This window comes from Verrucomicrobiota bacterium JB022, assembly GCA_030673845.1.
Lineage (GTDB): Bacteria > Verrucomicrobiota > Verrucomicrobiia > Opitutales > Oceanipulchritudinaceae > WOUP01.
Map to the genome: position 1 here is coordinate 94,839 of JAUTCQ010000021.1, position 22,682 is coordinate 117,520.

Below are 22,682 nucleotides of genomic sequence, written 5' to 3' on the forward strand. Positions count from 1 at the left end.
ATGGAAGCTTCCGAATCCAAAAGTCCTGATTACCTCAGCTTGCTGCTGCTGGGGTTGCTGTTCGTCGTGCTTTACCTGCCCCTGATCAATGGGGGCCTCGACGATGTCCGCTGGGTATTGTTTTCCGCCCTGATCGGCGGATTCATGCTCTTTCGCACTGGCGACTTGATGAACCCGGCGGGCCAGACCTTGCTCTGGCTCCTGGGGGCCAATGCCGGGCTGCGCCTGTTCTCGGTTTTCTGGTCGCCCGACCAGGCTTATACGCTGCTGCGGGCGATCTCGATCAGCTGCATGTGCGGCTTTCTCGTGGTGCTGGCCTCACGGGCACATGAACTGCGCCATTTTCGCGCCAGCATCAAGGTGGTGGCCGGCTATGGCGCCGCGCTCGCGGTGGTCTCGTCGATCGTGTATTTCGCGGGCTGGAAGGCCTTGCCCTGGAACGGCTACGAAGTCTATCGCGGCATCCACGGCGGGCGTTTCGCCGGGGTCTTTGGCAATCCCAACCAGATCGGCATCTGTGCCGCCGTCACCGTGCCCTTGATGATCGGGCTGTGGCTGGAAAAGAAGAAGCACATCTGGTGGCTGGCTTTTGCCGCCCTCGCCTTCTACATGGTGCTGCAATCGCAAAGCCGCGCGGGTATTCTGGCCCTCGCTGCAGCTTCCGCCGGCATGTTGCTCGTTTACCAGCGCCAGGCCAAGGGCTTGATCCTGGGTGGTATGTTGCTGGTGGTGCTCTTCGCGATGTTTGCCGACACCAGCGCGATCGAAAAGGGCTTTGCCTCCTTTGCCTCCCGCGGCGAAACGACGGAGTTCAACGTCGAAGATGTGGCCGAAAACCGCCTGACGCGCTGGACCCTTGGCTGGCTGAGCATCCAGAAGCACTTTGTGCTCGGTCAGGGCTACGGTATCGGCGGTGTCTCCGACGGCGTAGACCCGCGCCTGACGGACTACGACCAAGGCTACCCGCTCCACAATTCTTTCCTGCAGGTGTGGCAGGAAAACGGTGTGGTGGGCCTGCTGCTCTTCCTGGCACTGGTGGGCTGGCTTTACGGCCGCATCCTGCTGAGCGATTTCCCGATGCCGAAGGGCTCGCAACACCTGATTGCAGGCTGCACGGGAGTCGCCATGGGTGGCATGGTCAGCGCGTTTTTCGAAAGCTGGCTCTTTTCTGTGGGCAACCTCGGCACCATGCCTTTCTGGGCCTGCATGGCCCTGCTTTGGATGCGGACCAACCCGGCTCCGGCAGAAGAAATGCTGGTAGCAAGACAGCCAGAGATCGAACCGCTGCAGGTGGCTCAACCTGTGTATGGTCGGCAGATCCTGCCCTATCCCTCTCAACACCCTGACCGCTCGTGAAAATTCTCCACGTCCAACACAGTCTCGACCCCCGCTCCGGCGGCCCCAGCGAATCCCTCCGCGAACTTGTCTCGCACCAATTAGCTCTGGGCCACCAAGTCCAGGTCGTGGCGACCGACGCCCAGTCGATCGAGCCATGGGAAGAGCGTTTCGCGTATCTCCATCGTCTGCATGAAGATGCGCGTTTTTATGGCGTGGGGCTCTACATCGGCAAGGCCTATGGCCGCACCCGCCCGTGGTCGCGGTTCAGCTACTCGCCAGCCTGCGTTGCGCACCTGCGCGAGAAGTTCCGCGATCCGCAGCGCAAGCCCGAAGTGGTACACATTCACGGGGTGTTCAGCCACCTGACCCATGCCGCGGCAGCAGAAGCGCGCAAGGCGGGCATCCCCTACATTATTCGTCCGGCGGGCAGCCTCAATGAAGCGTGCCTCGACTCCGGTCGTGCAAAATTCAAGAAGCTCCTCTACCGCTGGGGTGGCGTCCAGGCCGACTTGCAAGGTGCAGCCTTCATTCACGCTACCTCCGAGCGCGAACGGGAAGAGTTGCGTGAGCTGGGGATCAAGACGCGTGTCGAGATCATCCCGCACGGCATCCGCCTGCCCGACGTGGACTGCAAGACCGCAATTCAGGCCTTTCACACGCGTCTGCCGGAGCTGAAGGGCAAGCCCTTCTGGCTCTATATGTCGCGCATCGCGCCCAAAAAGCGCCTCGACTTGCTGCTGGGAGCCTTTGCCCAGCGTCGCGCCCAAGGCAGCGACTGGCATATGGTGATCGCCGGGACCGAAGACGGCTTGCAGGACAAAGTCAAACGTATCATCCGCCAGCAAAAGCTGGAATCGGTCGTGCACTTTGCGGGATTCCTGCAAGGTCCGACCAAACAAGGTGCAATCTTTGCAAGCGAAGCCGTCGCCCTCACCTCGACCGATGAAAATTTTGGGGTGATCATTGTGGAAGGCATGGCCCACGGAAAACCCTGCCTGGTAACCCCCGGGGTAGACACCCACCGCTACGTGAAAGCCGCCGATGCAGGCATTGTAACCAGCCTGGACGCCGATGTCATCGCGCACGACATGGCCCGCCTCGAACAGGCGAATCGCAAGGAAATGGGCCTTCGCGCCCAGGAATACGCGCAACAGAACCTAAGTTGGCACTCTACCTGCCAAAGGTTGAGCGACCTCTATTCTCAGATCTCTGAACAAAGCCCTCATGAGCGCTCGCAACAATCTCTCGAGTTTCCCGCTGCCCGTCAGCGTCATCATTCTAACCAAGAACGAGTCGGCCAACATCGACAAGTGTCTGGAGTCAGTTAAGGAGTTCGACGAAGTTTTCGTCGTCGATTCCCATAGCACCGACGACACGGTCGAACGCGCCCGACAGTATCCGAATACACGCGTCGTCCCCTTCCAATGGAACGGGGACTTCCCTAAAAAGAAGCAGTGGGCACTCGATAATTGCCCCATGACCCATGAGTGGGTCCTGATGCTCGATGCCGACGAGGAAGTGACGGCTGAGCTGCGCGACGAGATCGGACGCGCAGCTGCCGATCCCGATGCCAAAACCGGCTACTTCATCAGCTACGACAACTACTTCCTAGGCCGCCGTCTCGTGCATGGCAGCCACTCGATGAAGTTGATTTTCTTCCGTCGTGGCACCGCCCACTTCATCCCCACCAACGAGCTGCTCGTCTCGACCATGTGGGAGGTGGAAGGCAACTACCAGCCGAAGATCGACGGCGAAGTCGGTCGCCTCAAGCACCACGCGCTGCACCGCGACTGCAAGACCCTTTTCCACTATTACAAGCGCCACAATCGGTATTCCGACCTGGAGGCCGTGCACCGCATCCACCTCCACCGGATCGAAGAGAGCTATCCGCCCGTACGCCGCTTTCTCAAGCGCATGCTGCGCAAGACACCGGGCTCCGGTTTCCTTTACTTCATCCACTCCTACATCCTCAAACTCGGTTTTCTGGATGGACGCGCGGGCCTCGCTTTTGCCCTCTCCCGCCTCGTCTACTTTACCCAGATCGAGTGCAAGGTGTTTGAGCTGAAGCTGAATCCGGACATCATGCAACGCCACTACCAGGACAAGGGCGTGCAGGCCTCCGAAACCATCTCCGAACGCGCTTAAGGCCATGGCCGACGGTCTTTCCATTCCTGCTGCTCCTGCCGGTTCCTGGCCGCAGGACAAGGCCACCTCGCGTGCCAGTTGGCTCACCTCCCCCCTCGTCTGGGGGCTCGCCTTTGGGTTTATCGCGTTGGCCTTCCTGGGCTATGGCCTCGCACGCCCTTACATGCTCGACGACAGCGTGTTCCTCCTTTTTTCCGAGGAATGGGCCAGGGGCAACAATCCGTATGTGGTTTACGACAACAAGCTGCCCGCGACGTTTCTCGTGTTTGGTAGTGCAATGAAGGTGCTCGGCCACCACTGGTGGACGGGCCGCATTGTTTCGTGGCTCCTCATGCTCGGCACGGCAGCCCTTTGCGTCCAGCCGATGCGCGGGCGCCTGCGCGGCCATGAACTCGGTTGGCTGGCGGTGGCGAGCCTGTTGGCCCTATGGTTTGCCGAAGGCTCGCTGGTGATGACCGAAGCAGGCCTGGCGGCATGCACCGCGCTGGGCTTGTGGGTGCTGCGCGACCGCGAGCTGACGGTTAAGGCCGCCTTGCTGGCCGGGCTCGTCTTTGCCGCCGGTGCGACTTTCAAGCAGGTTGGTTACGGCTTGCCGATTGCCTTTACCGCGATGGCCGGACTCCAGGCGCTTTTCCGCAACGCCAGCTGGAAGCAGGCAATGGGCAGCACTGCGGCACACTGGATAGGTTTTATCGCGTTCACTGCCGCCTTCTGGCTGCTGGCCCAGTGGCAAGGCATTGCCGACCTGCTCTGGCAGCGCAGTTTTCTCGATATGGCGGGCTACGAGCAACGCTACTCCTTGGGCGGCTTCCTCCTGATCACCCTGCGCCTCGGCTGGTTTGTCGTTCCCGCCCTGGCGGTGGTGGGCTTCCGAGTCCTGCAAGGCAAGTTCTGGAAAGACGAAGCGATGCTGCAGCTGGCGCTCTTTATCTCGCTCGGTTTCCTGCTTTCGCTGCAAAAGCGCCCCTATTCGCACTATGCACTGGCCGCCGTGCCCGCATTGATGGTCTTGCTCGGCTATGGCTGGCAATACTATGGCCGCCGCTGGAGTGCGCGCCTGTTGAAGCCGCAATGGATCACCGCCGGGGCCGTCGCCGCGCTGGCTATCCTGGTGGGCGGGATCGCACTCAAGCACGAGAGCCTCGCCCGTATCTTCGGGATCAGCGACCGCCCGGAGATCCGCGAACATGCTCACCAACTCGGTGCCTACGTGAGCCAGCCCGGGCAGCACGCGCTCTTCCTCGACCGTGGTCCTGACGACTTGAAGCCGGCGGCGCTCTACTACTACACGGGCGCGCGTCCGAACTTCCCGTTCCTCTTTTTCCATAACATGCCGGCTTATGCGATCGACCCGTGGATCGCTCAGCTCCCGGCCTTGGCAGCCGATTCGAGCACGCAGCTCGTGATCTTCAACCCCGAGCTGTCCTACCACCCCTACTGGGCGCCCATCCCCGACGAAACGCGGGCGGAGCTGCACCAGGCCTTGCTCGAAAACTTCGAGCGCCGCCCCGATCTGGGTGCGGAATGGGTGTGGGTGCGCAAAGGCGCTCAACCGGACACCGCTCAACCTCTTTCCCGCGGCCCTTACGCTCCTTCTCTTTAATTCTCAAATCTTTGCTCAATGGTTCACCCTCAAAGTCTCGCCATCATCGTCCCCACCTACGGCGAAGCGGAAAACCTGCCCGTCTTGCTGCAGCGCATCCGCGACACCATGCTGCCTACACAGCGGCCCTATGAGGTGGTAGTCGTCGACGACAACAGCCCGGACAACACGCCCGAAGTCTGCGAAAAACTCGTGGCGGAGGGCCACCCCCTCCGCCTCATCGTCCGCACCGAAGAGCGCGGCCTCAGCTCCGCCGTCCTGCATGGGATGCGCAACGCCCGCGAGGCCGACCTGTTGCTCTGCATGGATGCCGACCTCAGCCACCCGCCGGAAGCCCTCCCGGCCATGTGCGAGGCGCTGGAGCAGCACCCGAATGTGGAATTCGTGATCGGTAGCCGCTACGTCTCCGGCGGCTCGACGGACGAAAACTGGGGTGCGTTCCGCTGGCTCAACAGCAAGGTGGCTACGCTGCTGGCCCGGCCCTTTACCAAGGTGAAGGATCCGATGGCTGGCTTCTTTGCCATGCCCGAGCGGGTCTTCCGCCGGGCGGAAAATCTGAACCCGTGCGGCTACAAGATTGGACTCGAGCTGCTGGTGAAGTGCCGCTGCCGCGAAGTCGCCGAAGTGCCGATCCACTTCCAGGACCGCCTCTACGGCGAGAGCAAGCTGACGCTCAAGGAACAGTGGAACTACCTCCGCCACATCAAGCGTCTCTTCGACTTCAAGTTTGGCAGCCTGGCCCAGCTCGGCCAGTTCCTGATGGTGGGCGCGTCGGGCATGTTCGTCGACCTGTTGCTGATGAGCGTGCTGCTCGCCTTCTCCCTGCCCTTCTCCGTGGCGCGGATCATGGCGATCTTCACCGCGATGAGCTGGAATTTCTACTTCAACCGGCGCATCACCTTCAGCAGCACGCGCACGGAAAACGTGATGGCGCAATACGCGAAGTTCATCGCCACGTGCTCCCTCGGCGCGGCGATCAACTGGGGTGTATCGGTGAGTCTCGCCCACCGGGTGGAGTTTTTCGAAGCCTACCCGCTGCTCGCCGCCGTGCTCGGCATCGTCGCCGGGACCTTCAGCAACTTCCTGATCTCGAAGTTCTGGGTCTTCCGCAAGCGCAAGCCGGCTGAAGCGACCGCCGAAACGCACCGCACTAACGAAAATCTTTCCCGCCACACCGCGTCATGAAGCAGATCCTGCAAAGCCTGCGCAACGGAGATACGCAACTGATCGAGGTCCCCGCTCCGCAAGTGAAGCGTGGGGCAGTCTTGATTGAAAGCCGCGCCAGCTTGATCTCGCTCGGGACGGAGCGGATGCTGGTGGAGTTCGGTCAAGCGAGCCTGCTCGACAAGGCCCGCCAGCAGCCCGACCGGGTGAAGGAAGTGCTGCAGAAGGCTCGCACCGACGGCATCCAGGCCACCTGGGACGCCGTCCAGACCAAGCTCGACCAGCCGATCCCGCTCGGCTACTGCAACGCCGGCGTCGTGCTGGCAGTGGGCGAAGGCGTGACCGATCTCGCCCCGGGCGACCGCGTCGTCTCCAACGGCTCCCACGCCGAAGTCGTCTGCGTGCCGCGCAACCTCTGCGCCCGCATCCCCGACGGGGTGGACTTCGACGAAGCCGCCTTTACCGTCACCGGGGCCATCGGCCTGCAAGGCATCCGCCTGCTGGAGCCGACCCTCGGCGAAACCATCGTAGTGATGGGCCTCGGCCTGATCGGCTTGCTCTCGGTGCAACTGCTGCAAGCCCATGGCTGCAAGGTGATCGGAACCGATTTCGACCCGCAAAAGTGCCGCCTGGCCGAGCAGTTTGGCGTCAAGACCGTCCAGATGCAGCCCGGCATGGACGCAGTGGAAGCGATCAAGCAGGCCAATGGCGGTCGCGAGGTCGACGGGGTGCTGATCACCGCTTCGACCAAGAGCGACGATCCAGCCAACGATGCAGCCCTGGTCTGCCGCCAGCGCGGCCGCGTGGTGCTGGTGGGCGTGATCGGCCTGAAGCTGAATCGCAACCACTTTTACGCCAAGGAGATCTCGTTCCAGGTATCGTGCTCTTACGGTCCCGGCCGTTACGACGCCCGCTATGAGCAGATGGGACTCGATTACCCCATCGGCTTTGTGCGCTGGACGGAGCAACGCAATTTCGAAGCGGTGCTGGATCAGCTCCAGCGTGGGGCGATGCAAGTCGCACCGCTGATCACCCACCGCTACCCCTTTGCCAATGCGGTCGAGGCATACAGCCAGATCAGCAATCGTGAGGCGCTCGGCATCGTGTTGAACTACGAGGCCCGCACGGAAATCGTGGCGGGAACCGAGCCGCTACATGCCTGGGCGCGCCGAATCGAGCTGCGCGAGCCGACCGGGCAGAAGGCCGACCGCCTCGCCTTGGGCGCGATCGGTGCAGGTGGCTTTGCGGGTAAGGTGCTGCTGCCGGCCTTCGCCAAGGCGGGCGCCGACCTTCGCACGATCTGCGCCCCCGGCGGGACCAACGCGGCCGTTTTGGGGCGTAAGCTGGGCTTCGCTACCGCGACCTCCGAATTGCAAGACGTGCTGCAGGATCCGGAGATCCGCGCGGTGATCGTGGCAACGCCGCACAACTCCCATGCCCGCCTCGTGCACCAAGCCTGGCAGGCCGGGAAGGCGGTGTTTGTTGAAAAGCCGCTCTGCCTGACGCGCGGCGAGTTGCAGGATGTGCTGAAGTCTTACCAGAACCTCCGCGACGAGGGGTTGAACCCGCAAGTGCTGGTCGGCTTCAACCGCCGCTTTGCCCCGCTGGTGCAGGAAATGAAGCGCCTGCTGAGCCGTAAAAGCGGCCCGATCAGCATGGTAATGAACGTTAACGCGGGAGCTATCCCGGCCGAACACTGGACGCAGGATGTCCAGACCGGCGGCGGACGGATTCGCGGCGAAGGCTGCCACTTTATCGACCTGCTGCGCTTCCTCGCCGGCTGCCCGATCACCGAAGTGCGCGCGGTAGGCATGCCCGCGCCCTCCGATCATCCGATCGACACGGCCTCTATCCAGTTGCGCTTTGAAAACGGCTCCATCGGCACGGTCCATTACTTCGCCAATGGCAGCAAATCGTTGCCCAAGGAGCGCCTGGAGGTATTTGCCAGCGGCAGCGTGATGCAGCTCGACAACTTCCGAAAGCTGAAGACGCATCAGTGGCCACAAGCCAAGGCCAGCTACTCGTCCAGCCAGGACAAGGGCCATCAGGCCGAAGTCGACGCCTTTGCTCAGGCCCTGCGCGAAGGCCAGCCGATGCCGATCCCCTTTGCCGAACTGGTGGAAGTGACGGAAGCGACTCTCGAAGCAGCAGAGCAACTGGAAGCCCAGCGATGAAGCTCGACCAGGCTCTGCTCTACGCCCATACCATCCGGCGCCTGCTGCCGGTCCAGATTGCCGCGCAAGTTTCCCAGAAGCTGCGCGGCTTTCGTCCGGCACCAGCGGCGGAACAGGCCCCGCCCTTCCCTGGCTGGCGCCGCCGCCCCCAGCGTCCGTTGCTGGCGGCCCGAGGTGCGGACTTCAATCCGGTCTCTTCGCTCCGCCGTGCACGCTGGAACTTTCTCAACGAAGAGCGGGTCGGCACCTCGGCCAATCGTTGGCAGGTTGGCGAAACTTCCAAGCTATGGCTCTACAACCTGCAATACCACGAATGGATCTGGAGTCTTGAGCCCGAAGAGGCTGCCGCGATGGTTGAAGACTGGATGCAGACCCACCCCGCCGATGTTTCGACCGACGCGTGGGAGCCGTATGTGATCTCGCTCCGTCTGCAAAATTGGGTGGGCTACTTTAGCGAGCGCGGCTTTGCGGCACTGGAAAATCAAGGCTTTCGCGAACGCTGGTGGCGCTGCATCTACCAACAGGCCGAGTGCCTGCGCCGTAATCTGGAGGTGCACCTGCAGGCCAACCACCTGCTTGAAAATGCCATTGCGCTGACGATGGTAGCCGCAGCCTTCGACGGTGCCTGGGCCAAGGGCCTGTGGGAATCCGCCTGGCCGTTGCTGGAAGAAGAACTGGATCGCCAGTTTTTGAGCGACGGGATGCACTATGAGCGCTCTCCGCTTTATCAGGCCCGATTACTTTACGCCCTCGCCCAGACGGAGGCGTTTCTGGATGAGGGTCGCCAGTCGATCCTGCGCGCGCGTTTACAAGCCGGCGCCCGGGCCTTGCGCTGCCTGAGCCATGGCGATGGAGAAATCGCGTTGTTCAACGACAGCGCGTGCGGTATCGCCCATACGCCGCGCGTTTTGCTCGGCCATCTCGAACGTGAGGAACTGATCGACAACCGGCGCCTCGACGGCGGCTGGGCCCTGCCGGCGGCTGGTTACTTCGGGTTCTGCCACCAAGGTCTCAACCTGATCGCCGACCTCGGCTCGTTCGCCCCGCGCCACCAACCTGGGCACGCCCACGCCGACTTCGGCTCCTTCGAGCTGTCGGTGGGCTCGACCCGGATCGTGACCGATACCGGCGTGCACCATTACCTACCCAACGCCAGCCGCACCTATGACCGTTCGGTCGCCGCGCACAATACGGTGGAGGTCGAGGGACTGCGCCAGATCGAGCTGTGGTCGGCCTTCCGCGCCGCCCGCGAGGGAAAAGTGACGCATCAGATCGAGCAGGCCGACGAACGCGGACTGCGCGTACGTGGCGAACTCGTTTCTTACGCCGAGCGCGGCCAGACGTATCGACATACGCGCGCCTGGGACTGTGATGCCTCCGGGCGTATTGCCTGGGAAGATACCCTACAGGCATCCTGCACTCTCAGCGCCACCACTCGATTGCACCTTGCACCGCAAGTAGGCTTTCGCGATGCGGTCGACGGCGCGATTTGGCAACATCCGGCGGAAATAGAATTCCACTCCGCCCTGCCCCGCAACGTCGTGTGGGAAGTGGGCGCGAGCGTCTACCACCCGGCGTTTCAGCAGGAAGAAGCGCGCTCCATGCTCGTAGGCCGCGCGCAAGTAGGGCCGCACGCCAGCCATTGGCGGCACGAGTTGCAACTACGGGCCGCGCCGACGGGAGGCTGGCACGCGAATTGCCAACCCAAGGCACTCGCTTCTTCTCCCTCGCTCGTATGAGAATCTTGCTGCTCTCGCACTACTTTTATCCGGAAGGCAACGCGCCGGCTTCACGCTGGTATGAGTTTGCCCGCCGCTGGGTCGATGCCGGCCACGAAGTTACCGTCATCACGGGGGTGCCGAACGTCCCGGATGGCGTGGTTTACGAAGGCTACCGCAACAAGTTGTGCCAGTCGGAAATGATCGACGGCATCAAGGTGGTGCGGGTCTGGACTTATCTCGCGCCCAATGCTGGCTTCGCCAAGCGCATCCTGAATTTCCTCAGCTACATGGTCATGGCCGTGTGCGTGGGGCTCTTCCAGAAGCGCCCCGATCGCCTGATCGCAACTTCGCCGCAGTTCTTTGCGGGTTGGGCAGGCACGATCCTCAGCAAGCTGCGCCGGCTCCCGTTTATCCTCGAAATCCGCGACCTCTGGCCGGAGTCCATTGCGGCAGTAGGTGCGATGAAAACGGATTCGGGCGTCTATCGCTTTCTGGAAGGCCTCGAAAAGGCAATGTACCGCTCCGCCGATCACATTGTAACGGTAGGCGAAGGCTATGCTGAAAAGCTCCGCTCCAAGGGCGTGCCAGACGCCAAGCTGACGGTGATCCCCAATGGTGCAGACCCGGAGCAGTTCCAGCCGATGGCGCGCGATTCGGCGCTGGAGGCCCAATGGAACCTGCAGGGCAAGATCGTAGTCTCCTATGTCGGTACGGTCGGCATGGCTTCGGCCCTCGATGTAGTGCTGCAAGCCGCAGCCAAGATCCAGGTGACGCATCCGCAGGTAGTCTTCATGATTGTGGGCGACGGCGCAGACCGCACCCGCCTGGAGCAACTGCGCACCGAGAAGCACCTTTCCAATGTGATCCTGACGGGGCGCGTGCCCAAGAGCGACATGCCGCGCTACTGGAGCCTGAGCGATGTGGCGCTCGTGCACCTGCGCGATACCGACCTCTTTCGCACCGTGCTGCCGAGCAAGCTCTTTGAAGCCATGGCCATGACCTGTCCCATCCTCAATGGCGTGGCTGGCGATGCTGCCCGCGTGGTGGACGAAGCGCAGGCGGGCTACAATTTCCAACCCGAATCGGTGGACGACCTGCTCGCCAACCTCATGCCCTTGCTCGATCCGCAACACCGGGCGCTACTGGGCCTGCGAGGCCGCGAGTTTGTCCAGAACACCTACAACCGCCAGCGCTTTGCCGGCGTCTACCTCGATTTGCTGACCACCGGCGCGCCGCACCAATGGCAACCCGTGCGCGCCTGATAAACCCACTTTCTTATCCTATGTCTCACCCGATCCACCTGGTAATTGTCGCCGGCACGCGACCGAATTTCATCAAGATCGCGCCGCTCATGCGCACCTTCGAGCAGGCCGACGATTTTCGCATTTCACTCGTCCACACCGGTCAGCACTACGACGACCAGATGAGCAAGGCGTTCTTTGCCGACCTCGGCATCCGTCAGCCAGACGCCAACCTCGAAATCGGCACCGGCGGCATCAACGTCCAGGCGGCCAAGATTATCGAGCGCTTCGACGCTTTCCTGGAGCAGGAAAAGCCCGACGGCGTGATCGTGGTAGGCGATGTCACCTCCACCGCAGCAGCCTCCTGGGCTACGGCGCACCGCCACATCCCCCTCTTCCACGTCGAGGCCGGGCTGCGTAGCTTTGACCGCGAAATGCCGGAAGAGCTGAACCGCCTCGTGACGGACCGCCTGAGCGACCTGCTCTTCGTCTCCGAGCAAAGCGGCGTGAACCACCTCCGCACCGAGGGGGTGGACGACAGCCGCATCCTTTTTGTCGGCAACGTGATGATCGATACCCTGCTCCATTTCCAGCAAAAGGCGGAAGCGCGCGGGTATTGGCAAAACCTGAACCTGCCTGACAACGGCTATGGCCTCGTGACCCTCCACCGCCCCTCCAATGTGGACGATAAGGAGACCTTGCGTGGCTTGCTGGATGTGCTGCACTCGTGCTCCGAGCGACTGCCGCTCGTCTGGCCGATGCACCCGCGCACGAAGGCCCGCCTCGAAGCCTTCGGCTGGTGGGACGAAGTCCAGAACAGCGAGCGCTTCCACCTGTTGCCGCCGCTGGGCTACCTCGACTTTATCAACCTGCTGATGCACTGCCGGATCGCGATGTCCGACTCCGGCGGCCTGCAGGAAGAGGCCACGTGCCTGCGCAAGCCTACCCTGACGCTGCGCCACAACACCGAGCGCCCCTCGACTTGCGAATTCGGTGGCAACCAGCTTGTCGGTACCGATCCGGAGAAGATCTACGCCGCCTTCCGCCGCGTGATGGACGACCCGGACTTCGACTGCCAAGTGCCGCCGCTCTGGGATGGCAAGACCGCCCAACGCATCATGCAGCACCTGCGCCAGTATTACCGGGATCGTGCCGGCGCCAAACCCGCCGAGGAAGCGCTTGCCGCCTCTGGTGTGACTCGCTAAAGCACTGCCGCCATGAAGGAACGCTACACCCTCGTAATCCTCGCTGCCGGGATGGGCAGCCGCTTCGGCGGCTTGAAACAGCTCCATGCACTCGGGCCCGACGACTCCACCTTGCTGGACTATTCGCTCTTCGACGCCCAGCGCGCTGGCTTTACGGACTTCGTGTTCGTCATCCGCCCGGAGCTGGAGGAGGACTTCGAGCGGCAGGTAGCGAGCCGTTTCGGCAATCGCCTGAAGTATTGCTACGCCTACCAAAAGGCGGACGAGCTGCCCGTAGAACTGGCGAACCAGCCAGAGCGGACCAAGCCGTGGGGCACCGGACACGCCTTGTGGGCGGCCCGTGCCGTGGTGGACCGCCCTTTCGGCCTGATCAATGCCGACGATTTTTACGGCAAGGGCGCCTACCAGACGCTGATCAAGGGCCTCAAAGAGGCCGAAGCCAAAGCGGGCGAGGTCGACCAGGCGGTCCTGGTCTCCTATCCGCTCAATCACACTCTTTCTCCCCACGGCCCGGTATCTCGCGGCGTATGCGTGGTTAACAACGGCAGTCTGCAACAGCTGACCGAGTTTACCAAAATCGAGCGGCAAGGGGACGACCGCATTATGGGTCAGTGCGAGGGCGACGAGCAGGAGCTGGCGCCCAGCACGCCCGTATCGCTCAACTGTTTCGGCTTTACCCCCCGTTTCTTCGATCTCTTGCAGGATGAGCTGAAGACATTCTTGCAGACGCCCGACCGCGATCTGTCCAAAGGTGAATTTTATCTACCCTCGGCCGTGATGGCCGGCGTAAAGCAGGGCAAGCTGGAGGTGGCCGTCCCATCGACCGATTCGCCATGGTTTGGCATGACCTACCGGGAAGACCTCCCGCAGGTGCAGGCCAAGCTTAATGAATTAATTGCGCAAGGTGTCTACCCGTCCGAATTATGGGGACGGGAAGCGCATCCGGGCATTGAATAGGCTTGCAGCTTACTGCGCCTGGCTCGCCAAATCGTCCAGCAGTGCGAAAAGCAACGGCTGCGTCTGGACGCATTGGATGGCGCAGTTGGTAATTTGAGCCTGTGTCTGGCCCCAAACGCCCGCCTGCACGTCTTGCGGGCATTCTGCGCAAAGGGCCTCTACTCCTGCAGGAGTCGCTTCCAGATGAAACTGGAGGCCGAGCACGCGATCTTGCCACCGGTAGGCCTGGTGGGAGAAATCAGGCGTAGAAGCCAACACGATCGCTTCGGGCGGCAATTCAAAGGTGTCGTGGTGCCAATGCAGCGGCGTAATGCCTGCCTGCCATGCTACGCGGTCTTCACGAGCGGCCGGCGTCAGCATGAGCGGCGCCCAGCCCACTTCCATCACAGGGCCGCGAAAGACTCTCTGGCCGAGGCAAGAAGCAATCAATTGCGCACCCAGGCAAATCCCGGCTACAGGGACTTGAGTTTGATGGAGCAAATGGCGAAGCAGCTTTTTCTCATCCGTCATCCACGGATAATCTGCCTCGTCATTCACCCCCATCGAGCCGCCGAGCACGATCAACATCCGGATCTCATCGGCGGCGGGCACCGTCTGGCCCGCATAGAGGTGAGTCACCTTAAGCTGGTGCCCCCGGGCTTCGGCCCAGCTCGCAATCGAGCCAGGAGCTTCAAACGGCAAGTGCTGCAAGACATGGACTTCCATGCCTTCAGGAACTAAACGGAAAATACGTCATCCGCGAGTGGGATGCGTCGATTTTTGATGCGCTTGGGCGGCGTGTTCAGCGGCCCGCACTTGGCGGTTTTGTTGTTCGCGGTCCAGCTCGCGTCCTTTCCAGAGGAACCAGAAGAGGCCTCCCAGGATGACGACGACGACCGCCACGACCATAATATATTCCAACATAGCGGTTTCCGGTATGGGTTACAAAAAGGGCCGCAACCCGAAGGCTACGACCCGTGCATGAAAGAGTCGCCTTAGCGCTTGGCGGCGGCCTCGTTCAGGCCCTTGGAGAACATACCACCCTCGGCCAGCTTGGTCAGCTTGCTATCGGCAGCGCTTTCTTCCTTTTCGGACTTTTCGAGCAGGTCGACGGCTTCTTTTTCGCCGAGGATCTTGCCAAAGGTCTTGGTGGCGCCATAAGCGGCGATCTCGTAGTGCTCCACGCGGTTGGCGGCAGCGATGAGCGCGGCATCCTTGACTTCAGGGTTGCCGAGCTCACGAATCGCTTCTTCGCCTTCGCGGATCAGTCCCTTCATCGCCTCGCAGGTATGGCCGTCCGGGCGCTGGTTGAGCTGAGAAAAGATCTTGAGGAGACGATCCGCCTGGTTGCGGGTCTCATCGAGGTGCTCGCGGAAAGCCTTTTTCAAGTCCTGATTTGAGGCGGCGGCCTCCATCTTCGGCAACGCTTCGATCAGTTGCGTCTCGGCGCTATAAAGGTCTCGGAGTTGTTCGAGGTAGAGATCGTGTAGGGTATTCAACATTGTCTTGTCCGGTTGAGGTTCTGTGTCTGTGAAAAATTAGTGGGAGGTGCGCGGGCGGTTAATGCTGTTGACCGGGCCGGGTTGCGGCTCTTCGGCGACAGGTTCGCTGCGCGAGGTGCCGGCGCGTTCGTCTGGGCGGAGGCGCTTGGCGTCGTTCAGGCCCTGATTTTTCGCCGGGCCGCGAATGGCAAAGGCGAGCACGATCAGGAGCACGACACCGATGATGGCAAAAATATATCCAAGCATGGCTCTGATGGGTTGATGTTTGCCAAACCTTTTTGCATACGCCGTTCCAAACCGGCATAAAAATCATGAAAGCCGCCCCGAAACGCATCGGGACGGCTTACCAAGCATCTGCTAATCAAGCATTAAGCTTTAGGAAGAAGACTTGACGGTTTCGCCTTCCACACGAATGCGTTGAGCTTGAACGATGCTACGGTCTCCCCATTGCTGACGCTCACCGCTGATCATAACACGGTCGTCACGTTGCAAATCGAGATCCGAGAGGGAGGTGTCGGAGCCGAGGTTGATGAGGGCGCTTTCACCATTCTGGAGGCGAATGCGGACCAGCGTTTGCTCCTCGGAATCCTGGCCACTACGGTTCAACGTCACCCGGCGAAAGTCTTCGACCCGGCCGCGGAGCGTCACCTGATCCATCTGGTCGCCAGAGCTGCTGTTCTGGCCGTAGCGATTTTGATTGCTGCGATCTCGCGAGGTGGACGCGGTGGTGTCGCGGTCCTCATTCTGCATGGCACGCATGCGAGAAGCCGTCCGGTTCTGGGAGTTGAAGTTGGTCGCGTTGCGCTGATCCTTGCTGTCGCTCCACTGCCCGTCAGCCGAGTCGTAGGTGTAGGAAGTCACCGATTGATTCTGGCTGCTGCGATCCGAACGATTCTGGTTTTGGCTACGGTTTTGATCGCGGTTGCCTTGTTCCCAGCTGCCCTCACTCGAATTGTAGGTGTAGGACTGATTGGACTGGCCGGAACTGCGGTTACTCGCTTGCTGATTACGGCTCTCATTGCGGTCGCGGCTGCTTTGCTCCCAGTTCCGCTGGTTGGAGTCGTACGAATAGGTATCGTTGTAGCGGTCCGAGCTGTTGGAAGCCTGCTGATTGCGGTTCCAGTTACTGCGGTTCTGGTTGGAACTTTCAGAACGGTTGCGGTCTTCCGGGTTATAGGAAGAAGTCGACTGCTTCCAGTCGGAGTTCTGCGAACTGCCGTTCCGATTACCTTGGCGGTTACGGTCGGAATGGCTCTGGTTCACGCTTTCGCGTCGAATGGCGCGGTTGACGTCTACCGTCTGGTTGTTGACGCGCAGTTTCTGAGCAATGAAGACAGGCTGGTTGTCGATCTGGCCGACGGTGCCTTTCAGCTGGACCTGGTCCCCTTGTTCAAGGTTGAGATCTTGCAGATCGTTCGAGCGACCGAGACTGACGACCGTATTGCGACCGTCGTCGAGGCGCAGCTTGACGACCGTAAACTGGTCGGAATCGCCCTCTTGGGTCTGCAGCTCCATTTGGCGAAAGCCTTGAATCTCGCCTTGGATTTGCTTGCTCTTCGTCTTCTGCTTGTCTTCCGCCTGAGAAGCCTGGTTGCGGTTTCCCTGGCTACGATCGTTGCTCCGCATGTTCCGGGAATCCTGCTGTCGCTGGCGATCGGTGCTCGTAAAGGTATAGATCACATATTCCGCCTCGTAATTCGAGCGGGCTCGATCTTGGCGGTTATTGTTTTGATCGCGTGTACCTTGGCGCTCCCATTGATCGGAGCTGTCGTTCCGATTGTAATAGTAGTCGCCATCGTAGCCTACATTATTATTGGAGGCCATATTATTGCTCCAGGAATCGTCGTTCCAATAGCGACCATAGTCGGATTGGTTCAACTCCTGAAATTCATCATCAAACCAGTCAGTGGGGTCATACCATTCTTCCTGGCTCCAGCCTTCATCGGTATATTCCCAATCGCCGTTCTGGGCGAAGATTGCGCTTGGAGTAATCAAGAGGCCAAGCGTAGTGGCAGCGAGCAGCGCGGAAAGCGGCTTACGGGCGTGGCGTCGGAGGCTTTGGGTGGTTTTCTGGTTGTTCATCATAATTTTATTTTCAGTGGGTTTATTTTCTGTTTCCAGACGCCTTTCACTTGCGCAATGCCCATACCAATAACGCTTACATCTTTGCTTTCTTACTCCTGTTCAGGGAAATAAAGAATCTGTCGTCACATATGCTGATTGAGGCCCATCCGAGCCTTTGCGATTCGCTAACTTTCGCGGTGCAAACTGAGATGCACGCCTTCATGAGGGTAATTCTTCGAAAGCTTCATCTTCATCATTATTTTTCGTCCAACGGTCTTTTCTGGCACTTTTGGTGCATGTAGGGAGGCATGTCGAATACCTTACCTCCTCAACATCAAGACAAGCAGCCCGGGCATGAGGCCCAGATGACTCCCGCACCTCAGGTGCGACAAGCAGCTTCGCCTGCCGCAGGACGCTTGAAGGGTAAACGCGCCCTGATCAGCGGGGGCGACAGCGGGATCGGGGCTGCCGTAGCCGCCGCCTTCGCGCGCGAGGGCGCAAGCGTGGCCATACTCTACCTCGATGAGAGCGACGATGCCGAGCGTACGATGAAGGCGATCGAGGCCGCCGGACAGCGCTCGCTGGCCTTGGCGGGCGATATTGGAGATCGCGCTTTTTGCCGAGAGGCCGTGCAGAAAGTCGTCGAGACGTTCGGCGGGCTCGACATCCTCGTGAACAATGCAGGCGAGCAACACGTATGCACCAAAGTTGATGACATCGACCTCGATACGGTCGAGCGCACCTTTCGCACGAACGTTTTCGGGGCTTTTGCGCTGACGAAGTACGCCCTGCCCCACTTGCCGGAAGGTGGAGCCATCATCAATACCACCTCCGTCACCGCGTACCGGGGTAGCGGGGGGTTGGTAGACTATTCCTCGACCAAGGGCGCGCTCGTTTCCTTTACCCGCTCGCTGGCCACGCAGCTGGCCGAGCGCAAGATCCGCGTCAATGCCGTCGCCCCCGGCCCGGTCTGGACGCCTCTGATCCCTGCGTCTTTCAACGAAGACAAGGTCAAGGAGTTTGGGAGCGACAACCTTATGCAGCGTCCGGGGCAGCCCAACGAGCTGGCTGCTTCCTACGTCTTTCTGGCGTCCAGCGATTCCAGTTTTTACACCGGCCAAGTCCTCCATCCGAACGGGGGAGAGATTGTAAACACCTAAATCCGTGAGCTGCAACTGCCCATGCCATTCCGCCATGCACGGTGCACGGGCGGATGCAGCCTCCCCCTGCAGCAGAAGAAGCCTAAATTGTAAGAGCGGGTATCCCAACGGTTTAACAAAATCCACCTTATGATTGGCATCAGGCGTGCGCAGCCCCACTCACCCATGAAACAACGACACATCCTGATTACGGGCGGAGCTGGTTTTATCGGTTCGCATCTCGCTACCGAGCTTCTGACCCAAGGGCATCGTGTCCGGGTCATGGACTCGCTGGAGGCACAGGTGCATGGCGATACCCCGTCGGTTCCCGGCTACCTGCATCCTAACGTGGAATTTTTCCGCGGCGATCTCCGAAACAAGGGAGAGCTGCAGGAAGCCCTCGCTGGGATCGATACCGTCTACCACTTTGCCGCCGCCGTGGGCGTTGGCCAAAGCATGTATGAAGTCGACCGTTACACCGCGATCAATAACCAAGGCACCGCTAATCTGCTGCAATGCCTGATCGAACGCCCGGTCCAGCGCCTGTTGGTGGCCTCCAGTATGAGCGTTTATGGCGAGGGGCTTTACCGCCAGCCCGGCGGTGAGGTGTGCAGCGTGCCCGAGCGCAGTCTGGAGCAACTGAAGCAGGCCCAGTGGGAAGTGCGCAACGAAGACGACCAGCTACTGGAGCCGGTGCCGACGCCAGAGAGCAAGCAGCCCCTGCCCTCGTCGATTTACGCCTTGGGCAAGCTCGACCAGGAGCGCATGTGCCTGATCGTGGGCAAAGCTTACAACATCCCCACGACCGCTTTTCGCTTTTTCAACGTGTATGGGCCCCATCAGGCCCTTTCCAACCCCTACACGGGTGTCATCGCGATTTTCGCCTCGCGCTATCTCAACGGCAAGCAGCCCCAGATATTTGAAGACGGCCAACAACAGCGCGACTTTGTGCATGTGAAGGATGTCGCGCGTTGCTGCCGTCTGGCGCTGGACAACGAGCGCGCCCATAACGAGGTCTTCAATGTGGGCAGTGGCCAGCCCATCACGATTGAAAAGCTGACACAGCGCCTGGCTGAAGCCATGGGCCGCAGCTACCTGGGCTACGAGACCACCGGCAAGTATCGCGTGGGCGACATCCGCCACTGCTTCGCCGATATCTCCAAGGCTCGGGATATCCTGGGCTACACGCCCGAAGTGCGTCTTGAAGATGGCATGCGTGAACTGGCCCAATGGCTGGAAGGCGAGATCGCCACCGACCATACGGAGGCCGCCCGCTCCGAACTGACTCAACGTGGACTGACCCTTTAGCCATGATCATTTCTCCTACCGACTCCGCCGCCAATGGCGAAACGCCCCGCACTCCCCTTGGTTTTGTGGAATGGTTCCGCCCAGGCGAAGAAGACCGCGTCGCCAGCGTGCTTGCAGCCGTACGCGAGCTGGGCGTCGAGCACCTGCGCATCGGCTTTTCGTGGGCAGATTACCACCGACCGGAGGGCAAAGCGTGGTATGATTGGCTCGTCCCCACACTGGCGGCGGAAGTCGAGCTGCTGCCGTGCCTGAACTACACCCCGCCCTCGATTGCCGAGGCGCCGCGCACCAGCGCCCCACCGCAGGATTTGAAGGCGTTTGCGGACTTCACCGATGAAGTGATCCGGCGCTACGGAGAGCATTTTGAATGGGTCGAGCTGTGGAACGAACCCAACAACCATGTGGAGTGGGACTTCCATCACGACCCGGGTTGGGCCAAGTTTGCCGAGATGATCGGCATGGCCGCTCACTGGGCCAAGCAGTGCGGGAAGAAAGTCGTTTTGGGTGGCGTCAGCCCGATCGAAGGCCAGTTTTTCTGGAATCTCGCCCAACGTGGGGTATTGCAGCACCTCGACGCGGTCTCCGTTCATGGATTCCCGGAAACCTGGGACCACCAGTGGCAGGACTGGCGTGAACCGCTGAAAGAGGTACGCGATGTCCTCGACCAAAGCGGCAATTCTCACCTCCAACTGTGGATTACCGAGGCGGGCTACTCCACCTGGCGGCACGATGAATTTCGCCAGTTGCAGCACTTCCTCGCCGCTTTGCACGCCCCGGCCGACCGCCTTTACTGGTATTCGCTCGACGACCTCGATCCGAACCTTTCCCACCAGGACGGCTTCCACGCCGACGAGCGACACTACCACTTTGGGCTGCGCCGCGACGACGGCTCGCCGAAGCTTCTATACCGCCTGTGGGCAAGCGAGGGCTTGGAAGCTGTCGCCGCATTTGGGCAGCTCCCCTCGCCACAATTCGGGCATGAGGCCCGCGCCGACCGCACCCACCATCTCAACCGCAGCGAGGCAGAAGAATACGTGCTCGTCTTCGGCGGCTCCGGTTTTATCGGCAGCAACGTAGCCGAGCATTTCCTGAATCAAGGCGAGAAGGTCTTGGTGTTCGACAATCTTTCCCGCGCCGGGGCCGAGAACAACCTCAACGACTTGCTCGCCCGCTACGGCGACCGTCTGCGGGTGGAGCTGAGCGACGTGCGCAACCGTTTTGCGGTGGCAGATGCGGTGGCCGGAGCCAAGGCAGTCTTCAACTTTTCCGCTCAGGTCGCCGTCACCACAAGCCTCGTCAACCCGCGCGACGACTTTGAAATCAACGTAGGCGGCACTTTAAACATTCTCGAAGCGATCCGCCAACGCAGCACGCCGGTTCCTATTATCTTTACCTCCACCAACAAGGTGTATGGCGGCATGGAAGATGTGGTGATGGAAGCGGTCGACAATCGCTACCGCCCGGTCGATCGCAAGCAGCAGGCTTTCGGGGAAGATCGCCCGCTCGACTTTCACAGCCCCTATGGCTGTTCCAAAGGCGCGGCCGACCAGTATATCCTGGATTACGCGCGCTCGTTTGGCATCCCGGCCACCGTCTTCCGCCTCAGCTGCATTTACGGCCCGCATCAGCATGGCAACGAGGATCAGGGTTGGGTAGCGCACTTTATCCGTCGCACGCTGGCGGGAGAGCCGATCACGCTTTATGGCGACGGCAAGCAGGTGCGCGACATCCTGTATGTGGGCGACCTCGTCCGCGCCTTCAGCCTCGCGCTGAATCACCCGGAGCATTGCGCTGGCCATGCGTTCAACCTGGGGGGCGGGCGCGACAACTCGATCAGCCTCATCCAGTTGCTCGACTACCTTTCCGAGCTTCATGGCCAGCCGGTCGATGTAAACTTTGGCGAATGGCGCACGGGCGACCAACGCTACTATGTGACCGACCACAGCCGCTTTTCCACCGCGACCGACTGGCGCCCGGAAATCAGCTGGAAGCAGGGCGTGGCTAAACTTTACCGCTGGCTCGAACGTCGCCAGCAACTCACTTCACCCGTCTCAACCTTATCCTGAAAAATGATCTCCTCACTCACCGTCGAAGAAGCCTCTACCGCTGCTCCCTCTACCCGCGAAACTTCTGATCCCATCCCCGCCACGATGCGCGCCGCCGTCCTCAAAGGGCCGCGGCAATGGGTGCTGGAAGAAGTCCCCGTGCCCGAACCGAAGGCCGATGAAGTCCTCATCCGCATGGAGGGTTGCGGCGTCTGCGGCTCCAACCTGCCGATCTGGGAAGGGCGCGACTGGTTCCAGTATCCAGTCAAGGCTGGCAACCCGGGCCATGAAGGTTGGGGCTATGTCGCAGCCGTGGGGGAAGACGTAACCGAGTGGCAAGTCGGCGATCGTGTGACTGCGCTCACCTATCATGCTTTTGCTCCGTACGACCTTGCCCACCGCAGCCAGGTTATCGCCTTGCCGGAGTCGCTCGACGGTCGCCCCATGCCGGGAGAACCGCTGGGCTGCGCGATCAACGTCTTCCGCCGCGCCCGCATTTTTGCCACTGACACGGTGGTGGTGATCGGCAGCGGCTTCCTCGGCACGTTGCTGGTCTCGCTTTGCGCCCGGGCTGGCGCCCGAGTGGCAGCCGTCAGTCGTCGCGAGTCGGCGCTGGAATTTGCCAAGGAATACGGGGCGGAATTTACGGTACGCGATACGGGAGACGGCCAGGACGTGACCAAACAGCTGCACGAGTGGGCTGGCAGCCAAGGGGTGAGCGTCGTTATCGAAGCCACAGGTGCCGCCGGCCCAATCGACCTCGCCACCAATCTGCTGAAGGAGCGGGGCCGCATGGTCATTGCCGGCTTCCACCAGGACGGGCTGCGCCAAGTCAACCTCCAGCAGTGGAACTGGCTGGGGCTCGACGTGATCAACGCCCATGAGCGCGATCCGCTGATCTACCTCGACGGCATGAAGCGTGCGGTGGAGCTGCAGGCGTTGGAAGGTCTCGACCCCCGTCGCCTTTACACCCACACCTTCGCGCTGGAAGACATCCAGCAGGCGTTCGAGACCATGCATGAGCGGCCTGAAGGCTTTATGAAGGCGCTCGTCTTGATGAATTCCTAGCTTCGACGGTTTCATGCTTGTCGCACCCG

The 22,682-nt window shown here is 61.0% G+C and carries 19 protein-coding genes; 14 read left to right on the forward strand and 5 right to left on the reverse strand.

What is annotated here, in order from left to right:
• Genes Q7P63_16785 through Q7P63_16830 form a run of 10 tightly spaced genes read left to right on the forward strand, consistent with a single transcriptional unit; the run spans position 1 to position 13,548 of the window.
• Positions 1 to 1,356: an O-antigen ligase family protein gene (locus Q7P63_16785; protein MDP0501752.1), complete on the forward strand. Its 1,356-nt coding sequence runs from the start codon at positions 1 to 3 to the stop codon at positions 1,354 to 1,356.
• Entirely contained in the window at positions 1,353 to 2,666 is a 1,314-nt protein-coding gene (locus tag Q7P63_16790) for a glycosyltransferase (protein MDP0501753.1), read from the forward strand. The genes Q7P63_16785 and Q7P63_16790 overlap by 4 nt, the downstream gene beginning before the upstream one ends.
• Positions 2,563 to 3,483 (forward strand): glycosyltransferase family 2 protein, encoded by a 921-nt coding sequence (locus tag Q7P63_16795; GenBank protein ID MDP0501754.1) that lies wholly within the window; start codon positions 2,563 to 2,565, stop codon positions 3,481 to 3,483. Before Q7P63_16790 ends, Q7P63_16795 begins: the two co-directional genes overlap by 104 nt.
• Before the next feature lie 4 nt (positions 3,484 to 3,487).
• The gene (locus Q7P63_16800; GenBank protein ID MDP0501755.1) at positions 3,488 to 5,086 is read left to right on the forward strand and encodes a hypothetical protein; all 1,599 of its coding nucleotides are present in this window, start codon (positions 3,488 to 3,490) and stop codon (positions 5,084 to 5,086) included.
• An 18-nt stretch (positions 5,087 to 5,104) separates the two neighbouring features.
• Complete coding sequence (locus tag Q7P63_16805; protein MDP0501756.1) at positions 5,105 to 6,271, forward strand: glycosyltransferase family 2 protein; 1,167 nt, start codon at positions 5,105 to 5,107, stop codon at positions 6,269 to 6,271.
• A complete protein-coding gene (locus Q7P63_16810; protein ID MDP0501757.1) occupies positions 6,268 to 8,424 on the forward strand; it encodes a bi-domain-containing oxidoreductase in 2,157 nt (718 codons plus the stop codon). The genes Q7P63_16805 and Q7P63_16810 overlap by 4 nt, the downstream gene beginning before the upstream one ends.
• Positions 8,421 to 10,163 (forward strand): alginate lyase family protein, encoded by a 1,743-nt coding sequence (locus tag Q7P63_16815; GenBank protein MDP0501758.1) that lies wholly within the window; start codon positions 8,421 to 8,423, stop codon positions 10,161 to 10,163. Before Q7P63_16810 ends, Q7P63_16815 begins: the two co-directional genes overlap by 4 nt.
• A complete protein-coding gene (locus Q7P63_16820; GenBank protein ID MDP0501759.1) occupies positions 10,160 to 11,407 on the forward strand; it encodes a glycosyltransferase family 4 protein in 1,248 nt (415 codons plus the stop codon). The genes Q7P63_16815 and Q7P63_16820 overlap by 4 nt, the downstream gene beginning before the upstream one ends.
• A 20-nt stretch (positions 11,408 to 11,427) precedes the next feature.
• A complete protein-coding gene (gene wecB / locus Q7P63_16825) occupies positions 11,428 to 12,591 on the forward strand; it encodes a UDP-N-acetylglucosamine 2-epimerase (non-hydrolyzing) (GenBank protein MDP0501760.1) in 1,164 nt (387 codons plus the stop codon).
• 12 nt (positions 12,592 to 12,603) lie between these two features.
• Positions 12,604 to 13,548: an NTP transferase domain-containing protein gene (locus Q7P63_16830; protein ID MDP0501761.1), complete on the forward strand. Its 945-nt coding sequence runs from the start codon at positions 12,604 to 12,606 to the stop codon at positions 13,546 to 13,548.
• A gap of 9 nt (positions 13,549 to 13,557) precedes the next feature.
• On the opposite strand, the gene Q7P63_16835 is transcribed toward Q7P63_16830, so the two are convergent.
• The 5 genes from Q7P63_16835 to Q7P63_16855 all read right to left on the reverse strand — a co-directional run bounded on the left by Q7P63_16835 (position 13,558) and on the right by Q7P63_16855 (position 17,111).
• Entirely contained in the window at positions 13,558 to 14,253 is a 696-nt protein-coding gene (locus Q7P63_16835; GenBank protein MDP0501762.1) for an amidotransferase, read from the reverse strand.
• Positions 14,254 to 14,280: 27 nt separating this feature from the next.
• Entirely contained in the window at positions 14,281 to 14,451 is a 171-nt protein-coding gene (locus Q7P63_16840) for a hypothetical protein (GenBank protein MDP0501763.1), read from the reverse strand.
• A gap of 71 nt (positions 14,452 to 14,522) precedes the next feature.
• On the reverse strand, positions 14,523 to 15,029 hold the full coding sequence (locus Q7P63_16845) for a ferritin-like domain-containing protein (protein MDP0501764.1): 507 nt from the start codon (positions 15,027 to 15,029) through the stop codon (positions 14,523 to 14,525).
• A 36-nt stretch (positions 15,030 to 15,065) separates the two neighbouring features.
• Positions 15,066 to 15,275 (reverse strand): hypothetical protein, encoded by a 210-nt coding sequence (locus Q7P63_16850; GenBank protein MDP0501765.1) that lies wholly within the window; start codon positions 15,273 to 15,275, stop codon positions 15,066 to 15,068.
• A 129-nt stretch (positions 15,276 to 15,404) separates the two neighbouring features.
• Complete coding sequence (locus tag Q7P63_16855) at positions 15,405 to 17,111, reverse strand: hypothetical protein (protein MDP0501766.1); 1,707 nt, start codon at positions 17,109 to 17,111, stop codon at positions 15,405 to 15,407.
• A gap of 290 nt (positions 17,112 to 17,401) precedes the next feature.
• Between Q7P63_16855 and Q7P63_16860 the strand changes: the two genes are divergently transcribed.
• The 4 genes from Q7P63_16860 to Q7P63_16875 all read left to right on the forward strand — a co-directional run bounded on the left by Q7P63_16860 (position 17,402) and on the right by Q7P63_16875 (position 22,653).
• Positions 17,402 to 18,253, forward strand: coding sequence for an SDR family oxidoreductase (locus Q7P63_16860; GenBank protein ID MDP0501767.1), 852 nt, complete (start codon positions 17,402 to 17,404; stop codon positions 18,251 to 18,253).
• Positions 18,254 to 18,418: 165 nt separating this feature from the next.
• A complete protein-coding gene (locus tag Q7P63_16865; protein MDP0501768.1) occupies positions 18,419 to 19,540 on the forward strand; it encodes an NAD-dependent epimerase/dehydratase family protein in 1,122 nt (373 codons plus the stop codon).
• A gap of 2 nt (positions 19,541 to 19,542) precedes the next feature.
• A complete protein-coding gene (locus Q7P63_16870; GenBank protein MDP0501769.1) occupies positions 19,543 to 21,606 on the forward strand; it encodes an NAD-dependent epimerase/dehydratase family protein in 2,064 nt (687 codons plus the stop codon).
• Between the two features lie 84 nt (positions 21,607 to 21,690).
• The gene (locus Q7P63_16875) at positions 21,691 to 22,653 is read left to right on the forward strand and encodes a zinc-binding dehydrogenase (GenBank protein MDP0501770.1); all 963 of its coding nucleotides are present in this window, start codon (positions 21,691 to 21,693) and stop codon (positions 22,651 to 22,653) included.
• The last annotated feature ends 29 nt before the right edge of the window (positions 22,654 to 22,682 follow it).

Excerpts from the sequence above, each read along its gene's own strand:
- Q7P63_16785 (MDP0501752.1), top strand. The coding sequence starts at position 1 with ATGGAAGCTTCCGAATCCAAAAGTCCTGATTACCTCAGCTTGCTGCTG.
- Q7P63_16795 (MDP0501754.1), top strand. The coding sequence starts at position 2,563 with ATGAGCGCTCGCAACAATCTCTCGAGTTTCCCGCTGCCCGTCAGCGTC.
- Q7P63_16800 (MDP0501755.1), top strand. The coding sequence starts at position 3,488 with ATGGCCGACGGTCTTTCCATTCCTGCTGCTCCTGCCGGTTCCTGGCCG.
- Q7P63_16805 (MDP0501756.1), top strand. The coding sequence starts at position 5,105 with ATGGTTCACCCTCAAAGTCTCGCCATCATCGTCCCCACCTACGGCGAA.
- Q7P63_16810 (MDP0501757.1), top strand. The coding sequence starts at position 6,268 with ATGAAGCAGATCCTGCAAAGCCTGCGCAACGGAGATACGCAACTGATC.
- Q7P63_16815 (MDP0501758.1), top strand. The coding sequence starts at position 8,421 with ATGAAGCTCGACCAGGCTCTGCTCTACGCCCATACCATCCGGCGCCTG.
- Q7P63_16820 (MDP0501759.1), top strand. The coding sequence starts at position 10,160 with ATGAGAATCTTGCTGCTCTCGCACTACTTTTATCCGGAAGGCAACGCG.
- wecB (MDP0501760.1), top strand. The coding sequence starts at position 11,428 with ATGTCTCACCCGATCCACCTGGTAATTGTCGCCGGCACGCGACCGAAT.
- Q7P63_16830 (MDP0501761.1), top strand. The coding sequence starts at position 12,604 with ATGAAGGAACGCTACACCCTCGTAATCCTCGCTGCCGGGATGGGCAGC.
- Q7P63_16835 (MDP0501762.1), bottom strand. The coding sequence starts at position 14,253 with ATGGAAGTCCATGTCTTGCAGCACTTGCCGTTTGAAGCTCCTGGCTCG.
- Q7P63_16840 (MDP0501763.1), bottom strand. The coding sequence starts at position 14,451 with ATGTTGGAATATATTATGGTCGTGGCGGTCGTCGTCGTCATCCTGGGA.
- Q7P63_16845 (MDP0501764.1), bottom strand. The coding sequence starts at position 15,029 with ATGTTGAATACCCTACACGATCTCTACCTCGAACAACTCCGAGACCTT.
- Q7P63_16850 (MDP0501765.1), bottom strand. The coding sequence starts at position 15,275 with ATGCTTGGATATATTTTTGCCATCATCGGTGTCGTGCTCCTGATCGTG.
- Q7P63_16855 (MDP0501766.1), bottom strand. The coding sequence starts at position 17,111 with ATGAACAACCAGAAAACCACCCAAAGCCTCCGACGCCACGCCCGTAAG.
- Q7P63_16860 (MDP0501767.1), top strand. The coding sequence starts at position 17,402 with ATGTCGAATACCTTACCTCCTCAACATCAAGACAAGCAGCCCGGGCAT.
- Q7P63_16865 (MDP0501768.1), top strand. The coding sequence starts at position 18,419 with ATGAAACAACGACACATCCTGATTACGGGCGGAGCTGGTTTTATCGGT.
- Q7P63_16870 (MDP0501769.1), top strand. The coding sequence starts at position 19,543 with ATGATCATTTCTCCTACCGACTCCGCCGCCAATGGCGAAACGCCCCGC.
- Q7P63_16875 (MDP0501770.1), top strand. The coding sequence starts at position 21,691 with ATGCGCGCCGCCGTCCTCAAAGGGCCGCGGCAATGGGTGCTGGAAGAA.